The following is a 23,018-nucleotide window of genomic DNA, read 5'->3' on the forward strand; positions in this document are numbered from 1 at the left end:
CCCGCTACGCCAAGCGCGCATCCCTGTACCGAGCCAGCCTCGTCCTCATCGCTGCCATCATCTGGCTTCCATGATCGGCAGGACACGCCCTAGGCCCCTAGGAACTGCCGCCAGGTCACCGCCGACCGCTTCCGAGCGGGATCGATCCCGGCCAGGTTGAGGATGACCCAGTTGGTACTGGCACCGCCCGGTAGCCATGCCGGCGCAGCTCGCCATGAATTCTGCGGTAGCCCCAGGTCGAATTCTCCCTGGCCAGTCGCAACACCAGACCGCGGATCTCCCCGGTGACCGGTCGCCGGCCGCGTCGGCTCGGATAGGTCCAGCGCTGGCGGACCAGATCCCGATGCCAGCGCAGCAGGGTGCCCGGCCGAACGAACAACCCGTCCCACAATCGGCGGCGCAGCAGCCGTATCAGGCCGGCCAGCACGCCCGGTCAGCCCAGTCCCACCCGCGGCCGAGCGACCTGTCGCCGCAGCACCGCCACCTCCTGACGCAGCACCAGGAGCTCACTTAGCTGCCGTAGAGCCGTAGTTGCCGCGAGCGAGAAGTTCGGCGAGGTGGACGCCCGGGCGACCGACTAGCTGGTCGGCCTGGGTGCGGCAGGAGAAGCCGTCCGCGAGGTACACGGTGTCCGGCCCGGCATTGCTCAGGGCGGGCAGCAGGGCGTTCTCGGCGACGGCTACGGAGGTGTCGTAATGGCCGGCCTCCATGCCGAAGTTGCCGGCCAGGCCGCAGCACCCGGCCAGCCGGGTCACGGATGCGCCCGCCCGGGCCAGGAGGGCGGCGTCGGCTTCCCAGCCCATGACCGAGTGGTGGTGGCAGTGGGGCTGCGCGACGACCTCGACGCCTGCCAGCGACGGCGGGGTCCAGCGGGGTCCGGGGCCCAGTGGCGCGGGGGCGGTGAGCAGCTCGGCGAGGGTGTAGGTGCCGGCTGCGAGTGTCGGGGCGCGGGGGTCGCCTGGGAGAAGGTCGACCATGTCTGAGCGCAGCACGGCGGTGCACGAGGGTTCGACGCCCACGACAGGGATCCCCCCGGCGGCGTAAGGCGCCAGGACGGAGAGCAGGTGGGTCAGTCGCTTCTTCGCCCCGTCGAGCTGGCCGGTGGAGATCCAGGTCAGCCCGCAGCAGGCGGATTCTTCGGGCACGATCACGGTGTACCCGGCCTCCTGCAGCACGCGGGCAGTGGCACGCGCCCCAGCGGTGTCCATCGTGTCGGAGAACGTGTCCGCCCACAGCACCACCGGCTGCGGCGGAGAGGAGGACGCGGGCCTGGCGACGGCGGGCGCCGCGCCATCGGGTATGGTCGCGCGGCCCTGCTCCCTGAACCAGGCGGAGAAGCGTTCTTGGGCGAAGGTGACCATCTGTCGGCGGGGGTCCATCCCGCCCGCGGTGAGCACCGCCCTCGCGATCGGGCGGACCCTCAGCACTGTGTTGACCAGCCTGGCTATGGCCGGGACCTTGGTGACCAGCGACGACCAGCGGGGCAGCTGGCCAAGAATGTAGTGGTTGCGCGGGCGTATTTTGCCCGCGTAGGCGCGGTGGAGGACCTCGGCCTTGTAGCGGGCCATGTCGGTGCCGGTGGGGCAGTCCGTCGAGCACGCTTTACACGACAAGCACAGGTCGAGGGATTCGAGCACCGTCGGGGAGTCCCAGGCGGTGACCAGCGAGCCGCTGGTCAGCTCCTGCAGCACCCGCGCGCGCCCGCGTGTGACGTCCTTCTCGTCCCGGGTGGCCTGGTAACTCGGGCACATGAACCCGCCTGCGGCGGTGTTGTCGGCCCGGCACTTGCCCACCCCGGTGCAGCGATGGACCGCGGTGGTGAAGTTCCCGCCGTCCTCGGCGAATGCGAATCCCTGCCGGGGTGAGATCGGGCGCGCGAAGGGCCGGCGCAGGTCCGCGTCCAGGGGCCGCGGGTCCACCACGATCCCCGGGTTCAGCGCGTTCTCCGGGTCGAACAGGGCTTTTACCTGGCCGAACAGGCCGATCACCTCAGGGCCGTACATGCGCGTCAGCAGCTCAGAACGAGCCCGCCCGTCTCCGTGCTCGCCGGACAGTGACCCGCCGTAGGAGGCGACGAGGTCCGCGGACGCTTCGAGGAACGCCCGGGACGGCCCGATCCCGGCGGGCGTCTCCAGCGGTAGGTCCAGACGCACGTGCACGCAGCCATCGCCGAAGTGCCCGTACAGCAGCCCGTCTACGCCACGGTCAGCCATCAGGGCGGTGAAGTCGCGCAGGTAGTCCCCCAGCCGCTCAGGTGGGACGGCAGCGTCCTCCCAGCCCGGCCACGCCGGTGCCCCGCTCGGGGTCCGCCCGCCCAGACCCGCGCCGTCGGCCCGGATGCGCCACAGCGCCGTCGCCTCGGTTCCTGCGGGCACCACCCGCACCGCGTCGGTGCCGGCGTCGGCGGCCAGCGCGCGCGCTCGGGCTAGCACGTCGTCGACGCCCTCACCGGCCTCGGCGCCGACTTCCACGAGCAGCCACCCGCCACCGGCGGGCAGCTGTGGCACCGCGCCCGCTCCGCGGTGGCGGCGCACGACCTCGACCAGGCGGGCGTCCATGCCCTCGATCGCCAGGGGCCGGTGGGCCAGAAGCGCGGGGACGGCGTCGGCGGCCGTCGGCATGTTCGGGTATCCCAGCGCGACGACGACCGGGGCGGCCGGCGCGGGCACGAGGTTCACCGTGGCCTGCAGGACCGTGACCAGGGTGCCCTCGGTACCCACGAGCATCTTGGCCAGGTCGCGGCCGTTCTCGGGCAGTAGGTGCTCGAGGGAGTAGCCGGAGACCTGTCGGCCGAAGCGGCCCAGCGCGGTGCGGATCGTCGCCAGGTTCGCGCGCACCAGGGCGTCCAGGCCCGCGACCGGCTCCAGCGTGCCTGCGCCGGCGTGGAATCGCCGCCCGGTGCCGTCGACGACATCGAGTGAGACGACGTTGTCGGCCGTGCGCCCGTATGCGACGGCGTGCGGGCCGCACGCATTGTTCCCGATCATCCCGCCCAGAGTCGCCCGGTTCTGGGTCGATGGGTCCGGGCCGAAGCGAAGTCCGTGGGGAGCGGCCGCGGCTTGCAGGGAGGACATGACAACACCCGGTTGGACCACGGCGGTGCGGGCGTCGGGGTCGAGCGCGATGATTCGGTCCATGTGCCGGGAGAAGTCCAGCACCATCCCGGTGCCGATTGCGTTGCCCGCCACCGACGTCCCCGCGCCGCGGGCCGTGATCGGCACTCCGAGGCGGCGGGCCACGTCCAGGGCCGCCAGCGCGTCGTCGCTGTCGCGCGGTGCCACCACCACCCGTGGGGGCACCCGGTAGTTCGACGCGTCCGTTGAGTACTCGGCCTGGCGGCGTTCGGAGTCGTCGACATCCCCGTCGACCACCTTGCGAAGGGCCGCAACGACATCATCGCTGCGCCCCGGTGCACGCACCGACTTCATTCGTGCCCTTCTTTCGTCAACATACGGGCGGTGCATCGGGCCACGGCCGGCGCGGGCCGTCGTTCAGTGTGGAGTCGGTCGCCTCGTGTGGGTGTTCGGTGGTGTTTTTCGCACCGACGACGATAGTCTCGCGCACGGTCATCACGGGAACATGGGCGTGCCATGCAGAGCGGCCTCGCGTGCAGTGAGTGCTTGGGTGATCTTCAGGGCCTCGGCCTCGGTCACCATCCGCACCCGGGCCCCATGGTTCGGCTCGTGGACCACGAGCCGCTCCTGCTCCAGCCGGGCGGGCAATGTGCGGACCGCAGTGCGGCCCACCCGCGCGCGATGGCCAGGTCGACCCCGACCGGCCGCTCGTCGGGCATCCCCGCCCCTTGGCGATGTTGTCGCAGTCGCGCGTACGTCTCATCGGCGGCCATCCGCCTGCGGCCGTCTCGGCCAAGGGTGGCCCGCACTGGCTGTGGCGGTGGCACAACGTCCACGGCGGCTCCTTCCATCAGCTCTGCCGGCAATTTTGTTGACATCAGTCAGGTCGCAATTGGTTGTCGGTCTTTGGCGGTCCCGGCCGCCGCGAGGGCTGTGGCGGATCGGCGTCAACGCCGGTCATCACCTCGGGTGGCCACCCGGGCAGGCTGTCGCCGCTGGACTGGGGTCCCCGGGAGACGGCACACTCAGCGGCTCCTGACCTTCAGCGCCGCATCCAGTCGTGGGTAGACCCGGCGGACGTTGCGCTCATAGACCTTCTCGCGGTCGCCCGGCGCCAGGTCCAAGGCGTCCACGTACCGGCGGGTGTCGTCGAAGTAATGGCCGGTCTGCGGATCGATCCCCCGGACCGCGCCGACCATCTCGGAGCCGAACAGGATGTTGTCGACGCCGATGACGCTGAAGAGCAGGTCGATGCCGGGCTGGTGGTACACGCAGGTGTCGAAGAAGACGTTGTCCATGACCGACTCGTCCAGCGCGGGCCGGTCGAGCATGTCCGCGAGCCCTCGGAACCGGCCCCAGTGGTAGGGCACCGCTCCCCCACCGTGCGGGATGACGAACCGCAGGTCTGGGAAGTCTTTGAACAGGTCCGACTGCAGGAACTGCATGAAGGCCGTGGTGTCGGCGTTGAGGTAGTGCGACCCGGTGGCGTGGAAGTTCGTGTTGGTCACCGCCGACACGTGCACCATCGCCGGCACCTGCAGCTCCGCCATCGCCTCGTAGAACGGGTACCAGCTGCGGTCGGTCAGCGACGGGGAGGTCCAGTGCCCGCCACTGGGGTCGGGGTTGAGGTTGCATCCCACGAAACCGAGCTCCAGCACAGACCGCCGCAGCTCCGCTACCGAGTGCGAGATAGGGACTCCGGGTGACTGCGGGAGCTGGCAGACCCCGATGAAGTTGTCGGGGTACAACTCGACCACACGTGCGACGAGGTCGTTGGAGACCTGCGCCCAGCGGCTGGAGACGGCCTCGTCACCGACGTGATGGCCCATCGCCGAGGCGCGCGGCGAGAAGATGGTCAGGTCGATCCCGCGCTCGGCCATCAGCCGTAGCTGGCTTCCCTCGATCGTCTCGCGGATCTCGTCATCGGAGATGCCCGGGTAGGCCGGCGGCGCTTCGCCTGCACCGAATGCCGTTCGCTGCGCCTCTCGCCACGACGTGTGCGCCTGGGGCGCGGTCGTGTAGTGGCCATGACAGTCGATGATCACGTGTTTCAAGGCTCCTCGGGTCGGGCTGGCCGGCAGGACCAGCGCCGTTCACGGGCAGGACGACGTGCGGCGCTTTGTGGGCCCACGTCACGTCTCACGCATGCCGCTCGGCAGCTGTGAGCCTAAGTACCACGCAACATTGTCGCAATACCTGTCGAGCAGATTGTCGACAATATTTTGGGCGGCCTCCACATGGGGCCTTATACTCATCCGCGACTGAGGAGGTCTGGATTGGCCAAGACTCCCCGTGAGGGTGCCGTCGGTACGAGACTGGCGGCCGACGCGCTGCGCGCCGCGCTGATGAACGGCGATCTCGCGCCCGGACAGCGGCTGGTGGAAGCAGAGCTCGCCGAGTCGTTCCGCGTCAGCCGCGCCAGTCTCCGCGCAGCGCTGTTCGACCTGGCCGCCGAGGGACTGGTCGAGCGCATCCCGAACCGCGGCGCCCGCGTGCGGGTCGTCTCCCTGGCCGAGGCGGTGGCGATCACCGAGTGCCGCATGGTCCTCGAGGGCCTATGTGCTGCCAAGGCGGCAGAGCGGATCACCGACGCGCAGGTCGCCGTACTGACCGATCTCGGCGACCAGATGCAGCGCGCGGTGGCGGACGGCGATCCGATGCAGTATTCAGCGCTCAACCGGGAACTCCACCGCCTCGTACGCGAGTACGCGGCGCAGCCGGTGGCCTCGAAGCTGCTCGACCGGCTCAACGGCCAGCTGGTTCGACACCAGTTCCGGCTCGCGCTGCGCGCCGGTCGCCCGCAGGTCTCCCTCCGGGAACACCTCGCGATCATCGACGCGATCGCACGCCGCGAACCCGCCGACGCGGAGGTCGCCGCGCGCGCACATCTGACCAGCGTCATCACGGCGCTGCAGCAGGACGACGCCGAGTAGAGCCGGGCGTGACACGGTCGCCCGGCCGACGTCGGCGCGCTATCGCCCGCCGTTGTCGCGCAGGTCGATGAGCAGGTCACGGGTTGCCGCACTGATCCGCGACGTGACCCCCAGCTCCTCGAGCTGCTCGGTGGCAGCGGTCATCTCGTCCGCGCGCCGGCGGGCGTGCTGGTGGGTCCCGTCGACCAGCCTGTCGACGGTGTGCTGGTCGAAGCCGGCCAACTCGGTGCTGATGTTGTCGCGCAGCCAGTCGGCGCAACCTGCTGCCTCCGCGGCGGCCAGCGCTTCCACCACCGCCGCGGCCAGCCCCTTGTAGAAGACGCTGCGGAGCAGCTTGCGCGAGATGGCTGCGCCCGCAGTCCCTGGCTGGATCGCGACCTTCGCGCCGAAGCCGGACAGGATGGCCGCGTACCGGTCGGCGGCGTCGCCGGACACCAGCATGGGAGTACGCAGCCCCTTGCCAGGCACCGGCGCCATCAGCGCGACGTCAACGACCGGGATGGGCCCGGCCGCCTCCGCCAGCGCCGCCTTGATACCCGGTGAAGCGGTGTTGAGGTCGGCCCAGATCGTCCCCGGCGGCACGGCAGGCAACGCGTTGAGCAGTGCATCCATCGCGTCGTGAGAGCTGTTGACACTGAGCACAAGATCGGCGTCGCGCACCGCGTCGGCCTCGTCGGCCCGCGGGTCGACGCCGTCGGCCGGCGTCACCCTCGGGTCGTAGCCCCGAACGTCGGCGCCGGCCCTTACCAGATCGCGGGCGATCTCCGATCCGGCCTCCCCCAGCCCGAGGACGGCGATGCGGAAGGCCGTGCAGGCCTCGGGACGAGGGGTCTCGTGCAACGGGGGCATGCTGTCTCCATATGGTCGATGAACACAGGGATCACGGGTGGGGAAACTCAGGCGCGGGGGAAGGCGGTGCCGTCGAAAAGCTTGCCGGTCGTGTGTACGACGCCCGGGCGGACGACCCGCGGTGGGAGACCCCAGCGCCGCCCAGGCCGTCGATCTGGCGCGGATCGGGAGTGCCCATCAGCCGCAGCAGCAGATCGTCCCGCTCGGCCGGGCCAGCCGGGCAGGTCAGCAGCCTCCAAGTACAAACCACGGGATGTGCCACCGCGCAGCATGCTGCAGCGCACCCCGGTGTCGTCGTAGCTCACCGCTCACCCTGGACGTACTCGTCGTAGGAGACGTACTCGATGCCGAAGTCCTTGAGCTTGTCGCGTAGCCCATAGCGGTCCAGGCCCAGCTGGCCCTGCTCGAAGGCGGCGCGGCTGGCGGCCTCCTTGTCCACCCGGGCCTGCGCGGCGGCCAGCGCCCGGGGCACGTCGGTCCTGGGTACGACCATGACGCCGTCGTCGTCTGCGACGATCACGTCGCCGGGACGCACAATCTGTCCTCCGAGGACGATCGGTACGTTCACCGAGCCGGCCGTGGCCTTGACCGAGCCCTGCGCGCTGACCGCCCGCGACCACGCTGGGAACCTCATCTCCCGCAGCTCCGCGACGTCGCGTACACCGCTGGCGAGCACCACTCCACGGACGCCGCGCCTGGCAAGGGCGGTGGCGAACAGCTCACCGAACAGCCCGTCCGTCGAGGGCGAGTTGGTCGCGACCACCAGAACATCACCAGGCCGGCACTGCTCGACCGCGACGTGGATCATCAGGTTGTCCCCGGGCCAGCATAGGGCGGTGACGGCGGTGCCGCCCACGCGCGCGCCCGGCCACGCGGGCCGGAACTCGGGGCCCAGGTAGCCGACGCGGCCGAGCGCCTCGTGCACAGTGGCGACACCATACCCACCGAGACGCTCCGCGTCGCCGAGGTCGGCACGCGGTGGGTCGGTGACAACGACAGTCCTCATGAGAGGGCCTCCTTCTCCACTAGGAACATCAGGCGCTCTTCTCGCCCAGGGCAGCGATCACACTGCTCAGGTGGGCCCGGGCCGCCGCCTCCGCAGACTCCGGATCCCGCGCCGTGATCGCCTTCACGACGGCCGTGAGGCCGGCCAGCGAGACCTGCGGCCGCCCGGGCAGCAGCGACAGCTGGAATTGTTGACGGACGATCTGCGCCTGGAGGCGCTCGATGAGTGCGGCCGCCGTGGGCTGGCGCGCGGCCTGACGAATCAGCTGGTGCAACTCGTGGATGAGCGCTGAGTACCGCATGAGTTCGCCCGCCTGCACGGCCTCCGGCATCCGCCGGACATGGGCGCGCAGTTCGGCTACCTCGGCGTCCGTGGCGTGCTGCGCGGCCTTCGCCGCGATCAGGCCTTCAAGCGCCATACGGCACTCGGTGATCGCCACCGCCTCTGCGGTCGAGACCGTCCGCACGCGGGCCCCGCGATTGGGGATCCGCTCGACCAGCCCTTCGGCCACCAGAGATTCCAGGGCGAGCCGGACGGCGTTGCGGGACGCACCCAGCAGGCTCACCAGGTCAGCCTCGATCAGCCGCTGGCCCGGGGCGAACTCGCCGCCCGTGATCGCTTCGCGCAACCACACCTGGGCCTGCCGGCCCGCAGCCTCGCCGCTGACAGTCCTCGACACGGCCCTCTCCCCCAGCAGATCCTGCGCCGACGGTAGGAGGTTGGCAACAGGATTGTCAACTCTTTTGTTGGAACTGCACTCTCAGGCCAGCGCACGAACACGAGGGCCGCCAACGTGACGGTGACAAGCGACGCCGATGGTGCTGGATGAGCGGCAACGCGAGCAGGTACAACGGCTACCACGATCGGTGACCACCGCCGCCCCCTCACGGTGTTACGAGCCCGGATCGTGCTGGCCGCCGCGGCCGCGCAGACGAACGCTGCCATACCCCGGATCGGCGGATCAGCGTGGACGCCGTGCGGAAACGGCGATGCCGGTTCGCCCCTCTTAGGGCAGGGCGGGGCTGACCGACCACCCGCCCAGCGACCGGCCCCGCCGATCGGTTACGGATCACCGTGCTGGCCACCTCGGCCCCACCACATCCGGAATCGGCCTGGTCACACCTGCGGATCGGCGAGCAGATGGCCGGGCGGTACGGCACCTCGATCCCGTCTCCCACCTCGGACGGATCCTGGCCGACGCCGACCTGCGGCCGCACCGAGTGCGAGCCTGGCTGACCCGCAAGGACGACCCGCTGTTTGTGGACCGCGCCGACGTGTACCAGCTCCACCTGCACCCACCCGCCGACGCGGTGGTGCTGTCAATCGATGGGAAGACCGCGATCGCCGCCCGATCCCGCAAACACCCCACCCCGATCCGAAGGCATTCGGGCCCGCACCTACTTCGGCCCTCAGGCGCTGCTGTCGGCGATCACGGACGACGACCAGGCGGCCACGGCCAACGTCGCTCCGGTCAACACGAGGCACACCCGGTGCTCCCCCGACAATGGCTGCGGCGGTGGAAACTCCCGGGATGACCGATTGCGCCAGTCGGTTGCCCGCCAGCCGCAGCGAGAGCACCGTCCCGCGAGTATTCGGTGGTGCCAACTGGACCACCCAGCCCATAGTCATCGGCTGGCAGACACCCGCCGCGAACCCGTATATCGCCATTAGTGCGACCAGTCCCAGCGGGGGTAGCGGTGCCGCTGATCCGCACAGGGCCAGCGCCGACACCGCGCACGCACCCATTGCCAGCCGGCGTCGGCCGAGGTTGCATACCAACCCTGCCAGGTTGATCCGGGAGAGCATCGACAGCAGCGAGCGCGCCGCCAGCATCGCAGTCACCCACCCCGGCGCGAGTCCCCGGGCGTGCGCCAGGGCCGGCAGGTAGGCGAGCGTCACGTCGATGGAGGCTAGGATCAGGCCGCCGACCAGCAGCGCCCGGGACATGCCCGGAATGGCGAGCAGTCGCCGGGCCGACCAGAATTCCGCCGATCCGGATGCTGGAACCGGCGAGGCGCGATGGTGTGTGCCGAACCCGAGGGAGGTGGCGAGCGCCACCACGCCGGCCGCCACGCAGAACAACGCGACCTGTCCCAGCGGCGGCGAGACAACTCCGGGCGGCCGCGGCATCAACAGCAATAGCGGGCCGAGTGACTGCCCGAGGGACGTCATGAACGTGTAGGTCCCGAAGATGGCGTCCGCCCTTTGGCCCCGGGCCCGCCCAGTCACCGCCGACTGCTCCCCGATCATCGAGAAGATGTTTCCGACGCCGAGCAGAACGGTCGAAGCGATAAGCATCGACATCCCGGAATGACCGGCGTACGCGGCTACTGCCGAGCCGATGAGCGCCAGGGCACCGATCGCCATGCATGGCCGCTCGCCTACCCGGTCAACCAGTCGCCCGGTGAAGACTGCCAGAACCAGCGGTGGCACCGCGAACAGCGCGGCGACCGCCGCGAGCCACTCGGAGCCGTACCCAAGGTCGAGCACCGCGTACGAGAGGGACGGCCGAAGCCCGTAGCTGACGACCTGGACCAGGATCGCGTGCGGTACGAGCAAGGACCAGAACAGCGTCGGCTGTCCGCCGCGGGTCATCGGGGAAACGCGATCCCGTCGAGCAGCTTGCGGGCGGTACGGACCACCCCGGTCCGGGTAACCTTCTCCCCGTCGAGTTCCACCTCGACGTCCAGGTATCCCGTCGGGTGCTCCAGCCTGATTCGCGGCCCGGTCCAGGCTTCGTCGAGACAACCGGCGACGGCGCTGTCAGGCAGACGCAGCGCGGCGGCCACACTGGCGGCCCCCAGTACGCCGATCGAGGAGTGGCAGCGGTGCGGGATGAACGTCCGGGTGCTGCATGCTCCACCGGCGCGGGCCGGGGACACCATGGTGAGCTTCGGTACCGTCTTGAGGGTTACGTCGCCCAGCCCCATCCGGCGACCGGCTTCCAAGCGCACTGACTCCAGGCGTCGCCGCAGGTCGGGGTCTGCCTCCAGGGTGGCTGGGCTCTCCTGCCCGGTGATTCCGAGATGCTCACCGGGCATCACCACCACCGGCATCCCATTATCGATACAGGTGACGCTGATCCCGTCGATCACTTCGCAGATCTCACCGGTCGGCAGCAGGGCACCGCACGAGGAGCCGGCGGTGTTCTCGAAGTCGAGGATGACCGGTGCCGCGGTGCCGGGAACACCGGCGATCGCGACGTCCCCGTCGTACCTGACGGCACCTCCGGGTGTCTGCACTGTGGCCACCGCGGCCCCGCCGGTGTTGAGCAGGTTGACGCGAACCGTGGTGACGTCGGGTCGCGCCGCGACGAGCCCGCGCTCGATCGCGAACGGTGCCACACCGGCGAGGATGTTGCCGCAGTTCTGCTGATCGGATACCAGCGGCTGGTCGACCTGCACCTGCAGGAACAGGTAGTCCACGGAGCCGGGTTCGGCACCGGGCGCGACCACCGCGACCTTGCTGGTCAGCGGGTGTGCGCCGCCGAGTCCGTCGATCTGCCGCGGATCCGGCGAGCCCATCAGGCGCAGCAGGAGGTCGTCGCGCGCCCCGGGCGACGCTGGCAGATCAGAGGCCAGGAAGTATAGGCCTTTGGACGTGCCGCCGCGCATCACGACGCAGGGCACGCCAGAGGTCGTCATCATTTCGTCACACTCCGGGCGGGAAGGCGTGTTCCGCCGCGGGATTCGCGGCTTCCAGTGCCTCGATCACATTGCGGAGATGCGTTCGCATCTCGGCCTCAGCCCGATCGGGATCCTTGTGGCAGATCGCCTCGATGATCGCGAGGTGCTGCGGAAGGGATTCCGATGCCCGACCAGGCTGCAGCGCCAGCCGAACCTGATGGCGTACTAGGTTACCGCGCAGCCGTTCGATGACCTCGCAGGCCGCTGTCTGTCCGCTGATTCTCCCGATGAGCGAGTGCAGTTCCTTGTTCAAGTTCGAGTACCCGATCAGATCTCCGGACATCACCGCCGACGTCATACGCTCGCCGATGGCACGCAGGAGTTCGGCCTGGTCGTCGGTCACCCGTGCCGCCGCCTTCGCCGCGCACAGGCCCTCCACCACCATGCGCACCTCGTTGATCGCGACCGCTTCCTCCACGGTGATCGCCCTGACCCTGGCGCCACGGTTCGGAATCCGCTCCACAATGCCCTCGCCGACTAGATCGGTCAGGGCATTGCGGATGTGCGATCGGGAAGCCTGAAACTGCGCGCACAGGTCAGCTTCGATCAGTCGTTGATTCGGCGCCAGGTCGCCGGAGAAGATCGCCTCACGAATGCGATCGGCAAGCGTCATCAAAGTGCCTTCCCCGTTCGAGGTTCTGATGGATCGGTGCACATGCTCCCGCGGCTCGGCTGCCACGGCGGGTGCGATCCAGCCTGTGGCAGCCGAGCCGTCGGAGGGTGGCATCAGCCGGTGTAGCCGAAGATCTCGCGCCACAGCTTGGCGTCCTGCTCGACATGCTCCAGGGTGGTTTGGGTGTCCGCACGGTACAGCCACCCCTTGTCGGGGGCGGGGAGTTCCGTGTCGCCGATCTTCGGGGTCTTGACGTCGGTGCGGACCGGGTAGTCGCCTTGGCTCGCGGCGATCTCCTGCGCCTCCTTCGACAACAACCAGTTGGCGAACACCTGGGCGGCGTTCGGCGACGGCGCTTGGGCGCCGACCCCGATGTAGAAGGGGTAGCCGGCAGCGCCTTCCTCGGGCACGGCGATCGTCAGCGGTGCACCGTCCGCGATGGCGCCGATCCCCGTCGCCACCGGCATCGTCGCCACCGACACCTCGCCGCGCGTCAGCGCGTCGGTCTGGCCAGCGGAGGAGTCAAAGATTCTGGGCTTGTTGGCCGCGAACGACTTCAGGTAGTCCCCACCCAGCTTGTCGAGCTGGAAGCGGGTAAGCGCCGCGGTGCTTCCGCCGGCCCCGACCTGAACTATCGACAGCTTGTCCTTCCACTTGCTGTCCAACAGGTCCGCCCAGTTCTGCGGTCCCTTGCCCGCTCCCACGGCGGCATGGTTGTAGGCAAACGAATAGACCCGGTCGAAGCTGGCGAAATAGAGGCCGTCCTGCCCGACGGCCTTCCCCGCAGCCTTCTGGATCGGCTCCGACAGCTTCGTCTTCTGGAACGCGCCGGCTTTGGCCAGCTCCAGGATGATGTCCTCGCCGGAGGTACGCATCACGTCGGCGCCGAGCTTCTTAGCGCCCGACTCGGAGAGGATCCGTTCGGTCAGCTTGTTCGGCGCGAGCCGGACGATTTCCACCTCGATCCCGGTGGTCTTCGTGAACGCCTCGGTGACCGCCTTCTCCGACTGCTCACTGCCGCCGGTGTAGAAAACCAGCGAGCCTTCCTTCTTGGCAGCTGCGTACAGACCCTCGTCGGCGATCAGTTCGCCTCCGACAATCAACTCGGACGCCTTCGCAGTTTCGCTCGGCTGCCCGCACGCGGACATCACAAGCCCGGCGATCAGAGCCGGGACGAGAATCTTGAGAGGGGGACGGCGAAATCTCATGGACGACTCCAGGGGTGAGGGCTACTTGAGTTCCTTGGCGCCGAAACGCCTGGCCAACACGGACAGGGCCAGGATCACCACGCAATACAGCAGGCTGGTGGCTGCGGCCCGTTGCAGGATGCCGTTGTCGAAGTCGTCGAAAATGACAATGGACAACAGCCGAGTGTCGGAGGTGAACAGAAAGAGTGGAACGGTCAGCTCCCGCATGGATAGCATCAGCAGGAGCAGGAACGTGGACGTCAGGCCGACCCGCAGCAGCGGCGCAGTGATCGCGGCAACCGCTCGGGGGCGGGAGGCGCCGTGCATCACGGCGGAGTCCTCGAGGTCCCGGTCCACTTGGACGATCGACGAGGCCACCCCGCGAAATCCCTGTGGCATCTGTGCCGCGGTGAACGCGATCACCATCACCGTCAGCGTCCCGTAGACCGGAACCGGTGCGATCAGCCAGGTCCACAGTAGGCCGAGGCCGAGCACGATCGCCGGGATCGCGAGCGGGAGCATCGAGACGTACTCGAGCAGTCGCCGCGCCGGCAGTATCGTGCGGTGCACCACGTACGCGACCACGAACGCTAATGCCGTGCCAAGTGCCGCAGCCGCCACCGATACGAGGACGCTGTTGACCGTCGCGCGCTGTGTGATCGCAGAGGACAGCACGTTCACGTAGGTCTTTGCCGTGAAGGCATCGGATCGGGTGAAAGCGCCGGTAATCGTGCCGATGTACGGCGAGGAGTGCAGCGAGACGAACAGCAGCGCGAGCACTGGCAGGACGCTGGAGAGCAGGAAGTACATCAGGCCCGCGAGCAAAGCCGGAAGGCGCCACCTGCCGAGGTCGATCTGCCGGGGCCGCATGCCTTTTCCGGAGATCGTGGTGAACTTCCGCCGTGCCAGGATGCGCCGCTGTACCGCGGTCACTACGAGCACCACGGCCACCAGGGCGATCGCTACCGCGGCGGCCTCGTTCCCCCGCGTCGGTGTGGAGTTCATCAGCCGGTAGACGTAGGTGGGTAGGGTGTCGACGCCGGCCGCTCCGCCGATGATCTGCGACACCGGGAAGTTCTCCACGGTCTGCACGAATGTCAGCACGGCGGCGCCCAGAATCGCGGGTGTGACCAGCGGAAACGTCACGGTTCGGAGCACCTGGCCGGGCCGGGCGCCGTGAAGGTTTGCGACCTGTTCCAGTTCCGGGTTCATCAGGCTCAGTGCGCCGTGCATCAGCAGGAACCCGTACGGCGCGTAGTACAACGCCAGCACGAGCACCAGGCCCGACAGGTTGTTGATGTTGACGAAGCCGGGTAGTCCGAAGTCGCGCAGTGCGATATTGAGCAGCCCGGCGTTCTTGCCGCCAAGCACCGACCAGGCGAGCGCTCCGACGTACGAGGGTAGGAGCATCGGGACGAACCCGACGAGATATAGGAAGCGCCGCCCGTACACGTTCGTGCGTGCGGTGACGAACGCCAGGAAACCGCCGATGAGGAGCGCGAGGACGGAGGCACTGATTCCGACCTTGAGCGAGTTCCAGGTCGCCTGCAGCGATCCGCTGCTGAACACGGTCCGGAAGTTCTCGATGGTCAGGTCGAACCCGATGTTGCCCGGCCGCGGGGTCTTGGTGGTGAACGCGGCGAGCGCCACGAATCCGACCGGAGCCAGGATCAGGACGGCGAGGATGATCAGCAGCGTGACGGGAACTGTTGCGGTTCGCAGCGATGACAGGCGGCGCCTGAACGGGGAGCGGTCGACGCCCACGCGGGGGCGGTCGACGCCGGCAGGGTTGGGGTCGACATCCGTCGGGGAGGGGGCGGCGGCCGTCATGACGCCTCCAGGGGCAGGACCTGGATGGCGTCCGGTGGCAGCGATACGCTGACCTGGTTGTTGATGGAGAACGAATGCCCGGCCGACTTCATCAGCACGGCATCGATTTCGACCCCGTCGCTGATCCGTACCCGATACGCAACCACGGAGCCCTGAAACGCGCGGCTCACGATCGTGCCGCGTAACGTGTTCGCGTCGCCGGTCGGTTCCCGGGAAATCTGCACGTCTTCGGCCCGGATGCAGGCCCGCAGTGGGCCGCCATCCCCCTGGTACGGCTCGACCTTGAGCGTCTGTCCGGTGGCGGTGAGCTGAACGCTCGTGGTGTCCGAACGCGTCACCGGCAAGAGGTTGTCGACCCCCAGAAACTCGGCGATCGACGCGTTCTTGGGGTGGGCGTAGATCTCCTCAGGCTTGCCGACCTGAACGATCCGGCCGTGCTGCATCAGCGCAATCCGGTCCGCCAGCGCCATCGCCTCGTCCTGGTCGTGGGTGACGTACACCGAGGTCAGGCCGAGCCGCACCTGTAGTTCGCGCAGTTCCAACCGAAGCCTGTGCCGCAGCCGGGCGTCGAGGTTGGACAACGGTTCGTCGAGCAGCAGGACCGACGGTTGCATCGCGAGGCTGCGGGCCAGCGCCACCCGCTGCATCTGCCCACCGGACAGCAGGCTAGCGCCGCGGTCGGCCAGGTGCGCCAGGCCGACGAGGTCGAGGGTCTCGGTGACGACGGCACGAATCTCGGCCTTCTTACGGCGCTTCATCTTCAGCGGGAAGGCGACGTTGTCGAAGACCGTCATGTGCGGCCAGATCGCATACGACTGGAACACCATGCCGACGTTGCGGGTGTGCGGAGCCCGGTTGACTCCGTTAGCGCTGTCGAATACCGCCTGATCGCCGATACTGATGACGCCCGAAGTTGGTGTCTCCAGCCCGGCGATGCACCGCATGGTGCTGGTTTTGCCGCAGCCGGATTGCCCGAGGAGAACCAGGGATTCACCGTCGCCCACTGTCAGGTCCAGGTTCGAAACCGCCACAGCGTCGCCGTACTTCAGGGTCAGTCCTTGGACGTCGACCTTCATGTCGACATCCCTTCGTCAGCCGTACGAAACCCCTGTAGATCGCAGGAGAGCACGTCCGCCAGGTACCTCTGGCGGGCGGTGGCCACGTTCGCTTCACGGGCCTGGCTCGCCGCCACCACTTCGCCGACGCGGTCCGCCGCGACCACCACCACGCCCTCGTCCGCGGCGCGGGCTCCGACGAGGCCGATCACCAGGTCGGACTCGGCCACCGCCTCGTCGACCGTGGCGAACTGATCCACCCGGTCGTCGCCGAGTTCGACATAAGGGTCAACGCCCTGTACCTGGTACCCGCGAGCGCGCAGGTCGAAGGCGTACCGGCGTCCGGCTTCACCGAGCCCGGGCATCGCAACGATGGTCACGCAGCCCTCCCTTCAACTTGTCGATGGAATAGTGGGCAGAATTGTTGCCAACTCTGTTGGCGAAAGTCAAGCCTTTGCTGCGAGGTAACGCGATCGGGCTGCCGCCCGGCTGCGACAGCAGGCCCGCGAACACGGCATGACCTGCGAAGAACTCGCCGAACACCCGACCTGGCTCCGTTGCGTTGAGCGTTGGCAAGATCGAGGCAGGCTTGAGCAGTGACGTCATCGACCCGACCTGGCCCATGGCTGCCGCCGAAGTCGGCGTTCGCCGGGTTCCGGTTCCCGCCGGAGGTGATCGTCGTCGCGGTGCACTGGTACCTGCGGTACAGCCTGTCCTATCGCGACGTTGAAGAGCTGCTGGTCGAACGCGGCGTGGAGATCGACCACGTCACCGTCTACCGCTGGATGCAGCGGTTCACCCCACTGCTGGCCGACGCCGCCCGCTTCTGCCGGCACTCACCAGGCGACAGGTGGCATGTCGATGAGACGTACGTCAAGGTCAACTGGGTGTGGCGGTACGTGTACCGGGCGGTCGACCAGGACGGGCAGGTCATCGACGTGCTCGTCTCGGCCCGCCTCATGCCACTCCCTTAAGCGCCAGCAAGAGGTGGGCCGTCAGGTATGCCCGGCCGGCGGCGACCGGACCGAGTGCACCCGCTGAAGCTGGGGGCGATGAGCCCCTACCGGTGGACCATCAACGGAGCCACCTACCACGACGCCGCGTCACTGCCGGCGCGGCTGGGTGAGCGGGTGCGGCTGGAATTCGTCAACCGCAGCCACATGTTTCACCCGATGCACCTGCACGGACACACCTTCGCCGTGGCCGGTGGCGGCGTCCGCAAGGACACCGTCATCGTCGTTCCCGGCCGGACGGTCACCGTCGACTTCGACGCTGATAACCCGGGCCGCTGGATGGCCCACTGCCACAACGTCTACCACGCCGAGGCCGGCATGATGGCCACGCTCGACTACCGGGATTGAGGCCGCGTCGACGGTCCATCTCGACAGTCAGGCACGGTCGTGCTGAAGCGGCAGCTGACCCAGCAGGAGCCGCTCGGGGGCGGTCGTCAGGAGAGGACGGCGTCCACGACCTCGGTGGCCCGCCACTCGTGCTGGGCGTACAGCCATCCGAACGCCGACACCTGCACCGTCTGCGCCGCGACGGTCAGCGGAAGGTCCTGCCAGCCGGGAACCTCCGATAGTGCGGTGAGGAACTGCTGGGTGGCGTACTCGGGCTTCATCAGGTCCCGAATCGCGCCCCAGCCGGAGCTGGGCCGCTGCTGGAAGAGCCCGACCGAGTCGTGGTCCCAGCCGATCGCCTGGTGCGGGTAGTTCTGCGACTCCGGCAGCACGCCGCTGGCGTAGTTGTACAGGTTGCTCTCCTGCATGGCGGTGGCTACCGCGATGACCAGCGCCTTGCGCGGCACGTCCATCTTCTGGCCGGTGCGGACGATCGTCGTCGCGTTGTCCATCTGGGCCTGGTCCAGCCCGGCGACCGGGACGATCCGCTTAGGCGTGGGCTTGGGCTTCACGGTCGCCTTCGCGGTCGCCTTCGCCTCCGGGGTGGGCTTGGCCGTCGGTGACGGGGAGCTTGCGGGGGCGGGGCTTTCGGTGACCGGGGCGGCGGACTCGCGGGCCATCGCGCGGGAGGCGGCGTCAGGTTCCGCCCGCTGGGCGATCTCGGCACGCTGGTCGGGGGCCGGTGACTGGCCGGCGGGGTTGGCGGGAATCAGGGCGAAGCCGACCAGTCCGAGGCAGCAGGCTGCACCGGTGACCATCGCCATGCGGTTCCGGTGCCGCCGGTCGGCGGCCTGGTTATCGAGACCGACGAGGCCGTTGAGCCGCGATACGGCCCTGGACAGCCGAGGCTGAAACCGTCCGTCTGTCCGGTCGGTGGAGGTAGCATCGTCCGAACGGTCAGTCGGTCCGCCGAGGCCGTGATGGTCGTCGAGGTTGCCGTCGTTATGCATCCGACGAGGCTAAGCAGGGTCAGCAGCGGTTACACACGGTGATCATGTGGCGGTGACCACACTTTGCTCGGCCGCAAGGGGAGCCTCAGGCTGGCTCCGGCGGCGATGGGGAGGATCCTCGCCGTCCTGGCAAACAGGTCATTCCGTCGCGCGCCGGAGGGCAGGGTCGGAACGGCCCAGCAGGCCAACTGCGAACCGGTGATCGATTAACTCAGCCTTTCAGGTGATATGGGGTTCGACCGTTCGCTACTAGACCTATGGCAGATCGGCGTATTCGCCCTGTTTGGTCAGCGGGTCGCGGCTGGCGGTCACCGGCGGTTCCCGCCTCGTTCACCGGACCGTCTGTCCAGCGTCTAGGGCGACGCCGCCGCGTCCCACAGCAGGCCCGCGGCCGACACCCACGGCGTGGCTGAGTGCGGCAGCGGTCACCGCAACCCTCGCCGACCACGGCCTCCCTGGCTTGTCATGGGACGGGGAGTGATCGCTGCCCGGCGGTGCGAGCGCGGGCTCGCGGTAGGTCGGGATGATCCAGCGCAGGTAGTAGAACAGGCTGACCACGCTGTTCGCGAAGACGACGACCGCGAGCCAGGCGTAGCCGCCGTCCCACGCGGCGGTCGCTGTCGTGAGCTTGCCGACGAACACGGCGGTGGGTGGGGTTCCCACCAGGCCGAGCAGGGCCACCAGCAGCGCTGCCGCCAACCCCGGCCGACGGCCCGCGACCCCCCGCCAGTGGGCGAGGTCCCGGCACTCGGGCAGAGCCGCGGTGGCAGCGAACGCGGCGATGTTGGTGACCACGTTACCGGTGAGGTAGACCAGCAGCGAGGGCAGGGCGAGGTCGCTGCGGCCGGCGGCCACGACCGGCACGAGGAGAAAGCCGACCTGGCTGACGGTGGACAAGCCGAGCAGTCGCCTCGGATCCACCTGCCCGAAGATCCGCACGCCACAGGCCGCCGACCGCTGGACCTGGATGATCCTCGCCGCCTACACCCAGCTCCGTCTGACCTGCGCCCTGGCCGCCGACCTGCGCTGGCCCTGGGAGAAACCCGCACCACCGCAGCGTCTGTCACCCGCCCGCGTCCGCCGAGGGTTTCGGCACCTCCGCGCGAGAGTCACGAGGCTGTCGCACAGCTTTCGATCTTCAACTGTCAAGAGTTCTTGCTGTCCTTCGCCCACAATGGGCGATCATTTCGTGCCGTGACATACAACGGCACTGTTGCGTTGAGCGTTGAACCGCAGATACCAGCGGACCGCGACCACGATCACCTCGGGCGGGAACCGGAACCCGGCGAACGCCGACTTCGGAGGCAGCCACGGGTCAGGCCGGGTCGATGACGTCACTGCTCAAGCCTGCCTCGATCTTGCCAACGCTCAACGCAACAGTGCCCTCCTCCGAGGTGTGGGTCGGCGGCAGACGGGATGGCAGCGAGCGGTTATGCGTTCAAGAGCGGCGGTTGACTTGGCGGTATCGGGTGTGTTCGGGCCTGCCGGGCAGTTGAATGGGGCAAATGGGCAGCCGGTTTGCCGGGCGGCGGCAGGCCGCGGGTCGGGCGGTGGGTTTGCTGCGGCGGAGCGGCAGCGCGCAGCAGGCGACGTTCGTGGAGTTGTTCTTCGATCTGGCGGTGGTGTTCGCGTTCGACCGTGTGGTCGCGGGGTCGTTGCCCGGTTTCCTCAGCGACGACCCGGCGCAGCGGTGGGGCAATGCCGGCCGGACGGTGTTGCTGCTCATATCGGTGATGTACCTGTGGACCACCACCGCGTACCTCACCGGCCGGTTCGAGCCACGCGGCGCGGGCACTCGGGTGATGCTGCTGCTCAGCACCTTCGCCATGATGATCATGGGGACGGCTGTGCCGGGGGCGTTCGCCGGTGAAGGTCTGGTGTTCGCGGTGGTGTTCGTGACGGCACGGGTGGCGCGCCCGGCCGTGATGTCGCTGGGTCTGCGGTCGCACCGGTTGCGCCGGTTGTACTGGCGGGTAACGGCGTGGTTATGCCTGGCCGGGGTGTTTTGGGTAGGCGGCGGGGTGGCCGTCGGCGCCGCCCAGCTGGTGTGGTGGGCGGTGGCGGCGGTGGTGGATCTGGGATCGGCGAGGTTGGGCTGGCCGTTGCCCGGGCTGGGTCGGCGTCAGAACACCATCTGGCAGCTCGCCGGGCACTACCTGGCGGACCGGAACCAACAGCTGTTGATGATCGCCCTCGGTGCGAGCATCCTCGCCGTCGGGACCAGCTATAGCACCCACCCGCACGACCTCTACAAGACTGCTGGCCTGGTGATCGCTTTCGCCACCACGACGCTGCTGTGGCGGGTGTACTTCCAAAAGGCCGGTGAGCTGCTGCCCGAGGCCCTCGACGCGGCAGACGATCCCGCGGGGTGGGGTCGACGGGTCGGGTTCGCGCATGCGCTGATGGTGCTGGGCATCGTCACCACCGCAATCGGATATGAGATCGTGCAGCACAGCCACACCCACGTGACACACCCGTCGTGGCTGGCGACAATCCTGGGCGGGCCGGCGCTGTTCCTCGTCGGCCGGGCCCGCCTGGAGCATCTGGTGTTCGCCCGGGTCTCGCGGCGCAGGATCGTCGGCATCGCCCTGCTGGCCGCGGCAGCCCCGCTGATGGGGCGGGTGTCGCCGCTGGCCACCGCGACCACCGCCGCCGCAGTGCTGCTGCTCATCGCCGTGCTGGACTGGCGCAACGCTGCGGGCAAGCCACCGGAGGTCCCGTCGCCGCCCGGCTGACCGCCGCCCAAGCAAGAGCGGGCATCGACGGCGGATGGAAGGTTTGCCGCGTCGATGCCCCGCCACTTTGTGGAGCCTACGTACGTTGCTAATGGCTTGGGGTTGACCCGATTCGACGGACAGGGTCGTCCGCATGGCACGTGCAGCGCTGATCATCGCCGCGATGCGAAGGTCGCTGCTCACCTATGGCGAACTAGGACAAGCCATTGGCATGGCCGGCATCGATCTCCGGAATCAGATGCGCCACGTTCTAGCCCAGGTCGCCGAGGAGTGCATCGCCGCCGGAGAGCCGTCCTTGCCCGCGCTGGTTGTCAATGCCACCACAGGGCAGCCAGGCGCCGGCTGGGTTGACGGGGCGGTCCGCTGGCACGCGGAGGTGCAGCAGCTGTTCCGGCACTGGAACTCACCTCGTTGAAGCGGCACTCTGCCGGTGCGGAGGGGTAACCCTGGGCCGCGTCGTCGCCGGGCGGCGGCCTGCTGCTGGCCGTGATCGTCACGATGGCCGGCATCCAGGACCGCGGCGCCGCCCACCGACTACTGGCCCGCCTGCGCGAACGTTTCACCACCATCGCCCTGGTCTGGGCCGATGCCGGATACGCCGGACGGCTGCTCGTCTGGGCCCGCAACGTCCTGCACCTGACTGTCCAGATCGTCAAACGCACCGAGCCGGGCTTCGTCGTCCTGCCCCGCCGGTGGGTGGTAGAGAGAACGTTCGCCTGGATCAGCAAGCATCGCCGCTGCGTACGCGACTATGAGACCAAGCCCGGCCACCACGAGGCCATGATCTACATCGCCATGATCATGACAATGTCACGCCGACTCGCCCGCACCGGCAACTGGTGACCGAAGTTCCCGGACGCTCACTCAGATCCGCACCGGCAACGGACCCCACGTCATGGCCGTCCTGCGCAACGCCGCCATCGGCGCACTACGCCTCGCCGGCGTCACGAACATCGCCGCCGTCAACCGCCACCACGCCCGCGACAGCAAGCGACCCCTGGCCCAGGGTCTTTGCGTAGTCGATTGAGGTGTGTCTGACCTGGGCGTACGCGGTGCCACGGCCTGATTGGAGGGTGACGCGGGACGGGCGCGGCCCCGTCGGTGATCACGGAGTTGCTGAGACAACATGACACCGACAAGGGACCACACCCGCGCATGTCATCATCGCTGATCGACGTGATCCGTCAGCACGCCCCCGCCTCGACCGACACCACGGCTGCCGGCCGTGAGTCCGATGGCCTGCTGGCGGCCCTGGCACGAGTTCCTGACCCGCGTGATCCGCGAGGGATCCGGTATCACTTGGCGAGCGTGCTCGCGGTCGCGGTGTGCGCGGTGATGGCCGGAGCCAGCACGTTCGCCGCGATCGTCGACTGGGTCGACGATCTCGATGCGCCAGCGTGGGGTCGGCTCGGGTTCACCGGTCGGGTGCCGGTCTTGACCACGGTGTGGCGGTTGCTGGTCCGCGTCGACGCCGAGACGTTGACGGCGGTGCTGGCCGACTGGCTGTGCTCCCGGCTGTCGGCTGTCGGCGCCGCCGCCGGTGCGACGGGTCATCGCTGTTGACGGCAAGGTGGTGCCCGGCGCTGTCCTGCCCGAGGGGCGGGCTCACTTGCTGTCGGCCTACGACACCTCGACCGGTGTGGTCCTGGCGCAGGTCCAGGTCGCGGCGAAGTCGAACGAGATTCCGGCGTTCGCTCCGC

Annotated in this window: 22 protein-coding genes and 5 pseudogenes; 9 read left to right on the top strand and 18 right to left on the bottom strand. The window is 68.7% G+C overall.

Annotation, left to right across the window (positions count from 1 at the left end):
• Positions 1 to 506: 506 nt before the first annotated feature.
• From ACWD6N_RS33910 to ACWD6N_RS33920, 3 genes are all read right to left on the bottom strand, one after another.
• Positions 507 to 3,428, bottom strand: coding sequence for an FAD-binding and (Fe-S)-binding domain-containing protein (locus ACWD6N_RS33910; protein ID WP_450006135.1), 2,922 nt, complete (start codon positions 3,426 to 3,428; stop codon positions 507 to 509).
• Positions 3,429 to 3,569: 141 nt separating this feature from the next.
• Positions 3,570 to 3,746, bottom strand: a complete 177-nt coding sequence (locus tag ACWD6N_RS33915) for a hypothetical protein (RefSeq protein WP_450006137.1) — start codon at positions 3,744 to 3,746, stop codon at positions 3,570 to 3,572.
• Positions 3,747 to 4,099: 353 nt separating this feature from the next.
• Positions 4,100 to 5,119 (bottom strand): amidohydrolase family protein, encoded by a 1,020-nt coding sequence (locus ACWD6N_RS33920; protein WP_450006139.1) that lies wholly within the window; start codon positions 5,117 to 5,119, stop codon positions 4,100 to 4,102.
• 231 nt (positions 5,120 to 5,350) lie between these two features.
• On the opposite strand from ACWD6N_RS33920, the gene ACWD6N_RS33925 reads away from it, so the two are divergent.
• Positions 5,351 to 6,007, top strand: a complete 657-nt coding sequence (locus ACWD6N_RS33925; RefSeq protein WP_450006141.1) for a GntR family transcriptional regulator — start codon at positions 5,351 to 5,353, stop codon at positions 6,005 to 6,007.
• Positions 6,008 to 6,046: 39 nt separating this feature from the next.
• Here ACWD6N_RS33925 and ACWD6N_RS33930 read toward each other — a convergent pair whose 3' ends face one another.
• From ACWD6N_RS33930 to ACWD6N_RS33985, 12 genes are all read right to left on the bottom strand, one after another.
• The gene (locus ACWD6N_RS33930) at positions 6,047 to 6,856 is read right to left on the bottom strand and encodes a DUF1932 domain-containing protein (protein ID WP_450006143.1); all 810 of its coding nucleotides are present in this window, start codon (positions 6,854 to 6,856) and stop codon (positions 6,047 to 6,049) included.
• 31 nt (positions 6,857 to 6,887) lie between these two features.
• Complete coding sequence (locus ACWD6N_RS33935) at positions 6,888 to 7,034, bottom strand: hypothetical protein (protein WP_450006172.1); 147 nt, start codon at positions 7,032 to 7,034, stop codon at positions 6,888 to 6,890.
• Between the two features lie 123 nt (positions 7,035 to 7,157).
• Positions 7,158 to 7,862: a 4-carboxy-4-hydroxy-2-oxoadipate aldolase/oxaloacetate decarboxylase gene (locus ACWD6N_RS33940; RefSeq protein WP_450006145.1), complete on the bottom strand. Its 705-nt coding sequence runs from the start codon at positions 7,860 to 7,862 to the stop codon at positions 7,158 to 7,160.
• Positions 7,863 to 7,890: 28 nt separating this feature from the next.
• Complete coding sequence (locus ACWD6N_RS33945; RefSeq protein ID WP_450006147.1) at positions 7,891 to 8,541, bottom strand: GntR family transcriptional regulator; 651 nt, start codon at positions 8,539 to 8,541, stop codon at positions 7,891 to 7,893.
• Positions 8,542 to 8,978: 437 nt separating this feature from the next.
• The gene (locus tag ACWD6N_RS33950) at positions 8,979 to 10,457 is read right to left on the bottom strand and encodes an MFS transporter (protein WP_450006149.1); all 1,479 of its coding nucleotides are present in this window, start codon (positions 10,455 to 10,457) and stop codon (positions 8,979 to 8,981) included.
• The gene (locus tag ACWD6N_RS33955) at positions 10,454 to 11,509 is read right to left on the bottom strand and encodes a 4-oxalomesaconate tautomerase (RefSeq protein WP_450006151.1); all 1,056 of its coding nucleotides are present in this window, start codon (positions 11,507 to 11,509) and stop codon (positions 10,454 to 10,456) included. The genes ACWD6N_RS33950 and ACWD6N_RS33955 overlap by 4 nt, the downstream gene beginning before the upstream one ends.
• A 4-nt stretch (positions 11,510 to 11,513) precedes the next feature.
• Positions 11,514 to 12,161 (bottom strand): GntR family transcriptional regulator, encoded by a 648-nt coding sequence (locus tag ACWD6N_RS33960; protein WP_450006153.1) that lies wholly within the window; start codon positions 12,159 to 12,161, stop codon positions 11,514 to 11,516.
• A gap of 113 nt (positions 12,162 to 12,274) precedes the next feature.
• Complete coding sequence (locus ACWD6N_RS33965) at positions 12,275 to 13,369, bottom strand: ABC transporter substrate-binding protein (protein ID WP_450006155.1); 1,095 nt, start codon at positions 13,367 to 13,369, stop codon at positions 12,275 to 12,277.
• Between the two features lie 21 nt (positions 13,370 to 13,390).
• On the bottom strand, positions 13,391 to 15,178 hold the full coding sequence (locus ACWD6N_RS33970) for an ABC transporter permease (RefSeq protein ID WP_450006157.1): 1,788 nt from the start codon (positions 15,176 to 15,178) through the stop codon (positions 13,391 to 13,393).
• Positions 15,175 to 16,254, bottom strand: coding sequence for an ABC transporter ATP-binding protein (locus ACWD6N_RS33975; RefSeq protein ID WP_450006159.1), 1,080 nt, complete (start codon positions 16,252 to 16,254; stop codon positions 15,175 to 15,177). The genes ACWD6N_RS33970 and ACWD6N_RS33975 overlap by 4 nt, the downstream gene beginning before the upstream one ends.
• Complete coding sequence (locus tag ACWD6N_RS33980; protein ID WP_450006161.1) at positions 16,251 to 16,613, bottom strand: hypothetical protein; 363 nt, start codon at positions 16,611 to 16,613, stop codon at positions 16,251 to 16,253. The genes ACWD6N_RS33975 and ACWD6N_RS33980 overlap by 4 nt, the downstream gene beginning before the upstream one ends.
• Positions 16,582 to 16,839, bottom strand: coding sequence for a hypothetical protein (locus ACWD6N_RS33985; protein ID WP_450006163.1), 258 nt, complete (start codon positions 16,837 to 16,839; stop codon positions 16,582 to 16,584). The genes ACWD6N_RS33980 and ACWD6N_RS33985 overlap by 32 nt, the downstream gene beginning before the upstream one ends.
• A 20-nt stretch (positions 16,840 to 16,859) precedes the next feature.
• Between ACWD6N_RS33985 and ACWD6N_RS33990 the strand changes: the two are divergent.
• Positions 16,860 to 17,189: pseudogene (locus ACWD6N_RS33990) on the top strand (IS6 family transposase); the annotation flags it as partial.
• 54 nt (positions 17,190 to 17,243) lie between these two features.
• Positions 17,244 to 17,594: pseudogene (locus tag ACWD6N_RS33995) on the top strand (multicopper oxidase domain-containing protein); the annotation flags it as partial.
• A gap of 86 nt (positions 17,595 to 17,680) precedes the next feature.
• On the opposite strand, the gene ACWD6N_RS34000 reads toward ACWD6N_RS33995, so the two are convergent.
• Both ACWD6N_RS34000 and ACWD6N_RS34005 read right to left on the bottom strand, forming a co-directional pair.
• Positions 17,681 to 18,583 (bottom strand): peptidase M23, encoded by a 903-nt coding sequence (locus tag ACWD6N_RS34000; protein ID WP_450006165.1) that lies wholly within the window; start codon positions 18,581 to 18,583, stop codon positions 17,681 to 17,683.
• Between the two features lie 353 nt (positions 18,584 to 18,936).
• Positions 18,937 to 19,513, bottom strand: a pseudogene (locus tag ACWD6N_RS34005) (proton-conducting transporter transmembrane domain-containing protein); the annotation flags it as partial.
• Here ACWD6N_RS34005 and ACWD6N_RS34010 point away from each other — a divergent pair.
• Positions 19,494 to 19,691: pseudogene (locus ACWD6N_RS34010) on the top strand (NF041680 family putative transposase); the annotation flags it as partial. The pseudogenes ACWD6N_RS34005 and ACWD6N_RS34010 overlap by 20 nt on opposite strands.
• A gap of 74 nt (positions 19,692 to 19,765) precedes the next feature.
• Here ACWD6N_RS34010 and ACWD6N_RS34015 read toward each other — a convergent pair.
• Positions 19,766 to 19,921, bottom strand: coding sequence for a hypothetical protein (locus ACWD6N_RS34015; RefSeq protein ID WP_354968669.1), 156 nt, complete (start codon positions 19,919 to 19,921; stop codon positions 19,766 to 19,768).
• A gap of 167 nt (positions 19,922 to 20,088) precedes the next feature.
• Between ACWD6N_RS34015 and ACWD6N_RS34020 the strand changes: the two genes are divergently transcribed.
• The 5 genes and pseudogenes from ACWD6N_RS34020 (at position 20,089) to ACWD6N_RS34040 (ending at position 22,881) form a co-directional block, all read left to right on the top strand.
• Positions 20,089 to 21,318: a low temperature requirement protein A gene (locus ACWD6N_RS34020; RefSeq protein ID WP_450006167.1), complete on the top strand. Its 1,230-nt coding sequence runs from the start codon at positions 20,089 to 20,091 to the stop codon at positions 21,316 to 21,318.
• Between the two features lie 133 nt (positions 21,319 to 21,451).
• Complete coding sequence (locus tag ACWD6N_RS34025; protein WP_449941750.1) at positions 21,452 to 21,733, top strand: hypothetical protein; 282 nt, start codon at positions 21,452 to 21,454, stop codon at positions 21,731 to 21,733.
• A 50-nt stretch (positions 21,734 to 21,783) separates the two neighbouring features.
• A pseudogene (locus ACWD6N_RS34030) lies at positions 21,784 to 22,161 on the top strand (transposase); the annotation flags it as partial.
• A 52-nt stretch (positions 22,162 to 22,213) separates the two neighbouring features.
• Positions 22,214 to 22,345, top strand: a complete 132-nt coding sequence (locus ACWD6N_RS34035; protein ID WP_450006169.1) for a hypothetical protein — start codon at positions 22,214 to 22,216, stop codon at positions 22,343 to 22,345.
• Positions 22,346 to 22,617: 272 nt separating this feature from the next.
• Positions 22,618 to 22,881, top strand: coding sequence for a transposase family protein (locus ACWD6N_RS34040; RefSeq protein WP_450006170.1), 264 nt, complete (start codon positions 22,618 to 22,620; stop codon positions 22,879 to 22,881).
• The last annotated feature ends 137 nt before the right edge of the window (positions 22,882 to 23,018 follow it).

Source organism: Micromonospora sp. NPDC005163, assembly GCF_053599835.1.

Coding starts and splice junctions, on each gene's coding strand:
- ACWD6N_RS34020 (WP_450006167.1), top strand. CDS start 20,089: ATGGGCAGCCGGTTTGCCGGGCGGCGGCAGGCCGCGGGTCGGGCGGTG.
- ACWD6N_RS34035 (WP_450006169.1), top strand. CDS start 22,214: ATGGCCGTCCTGCGCAACGCCGCCATCGGCGCACTACGCCTCGCCGGC.
- ACWD6N_RS33935 (WP_450006172.1), bottom strand. CDS start 7,034: ATGGGCACTCCCGATCCGCGCCAGATCGACGGCCTGGGCGGCGCTGGG.
- ACWD6N_RS33975 (WP_450006159.1), bottom strand. CDS start 16,254: ATGAAGGTCGACGTCCAAGGACTGACCCTGAAGTACGGCGACGCTGTG.
- ACWD6N_RS34000 (WP_450006165.1), bottom strand. CDS start 18,583: ATGCATAACGACGGCAACCTCGACGACCATCACGGCCTCGGCGGACCG.
- ACWD6N_RS33960 (WP_450006153.1), bottom strand. CDS start 12,161: ATGACGCTTGCCGATCGCATTCGTGAGGCGATCTTCTCCGGCGACCTG.
- ACWD6N_RS33970 (WP_450006157.1), bottom strand. CDS start 15,178: ATGACGGCCGCCGCCCCCTCCCCGACGGATGTCGACCCCAACCCTGCC.
- ACWD6N_RS33950 (WP_450006149.1), bottom strand. CDS start 10,457: ATGACCCGCGGCGGACAGCCGACGCTGTTCTGGTCCTTGCTCGTACCG.
- ACWD6N_RS33940 (WP_450006145.1), bottom strand. CDS start 7,862: ATGAGGACTGTCGTTGTCACCGACCCACCGCGTGCCGACCTCGGCGAC.
- ACWD6N_RS34025 (WP_449941750.1), top strand. CDS start 21,452: ATGGCACGTGCAGCGCTGATCATCGCCGCGATGCGAAGGTCGCTGCTC.
- ACWD6N_RS33910 (WP_450006135.1), bottom strand. CDS start 3,428: ATGAAGTCGGTGCGTGCACCGGGGCGCAGCGATGATGTCGTTGCGGCC.
- ACWD6N_RS33930 (WP_450006143.1), bottom strand. CDS start 6,856: ATGCCCCCGTTGCACGAGACCCCTCGTCCCGAGGCCTGCACGGCCTTC.
- ACWD6N_RS33965 (WP_450006155.1), bottom strand. CDS start 13,369: ATGAGATTTCGCCGTCCCCCTCTCAAGATTCTCGTCCCGGCTCTGATC.
- ACWD6N_RS33985 (WP_450006163.1), bottom strand. CDS start 16,839: ATGACGTCACTGCTCAAGCCTGCCTCGATCTTGCCAACGCTCAACGCA.
- ACWD6N_RS33955 (WP_450006151.1), bottom strand. CDS start 11,509: ATGATGACGACCTCTGGCGTGCCCTGCGTCGTGATGCGCGGCGGCACG.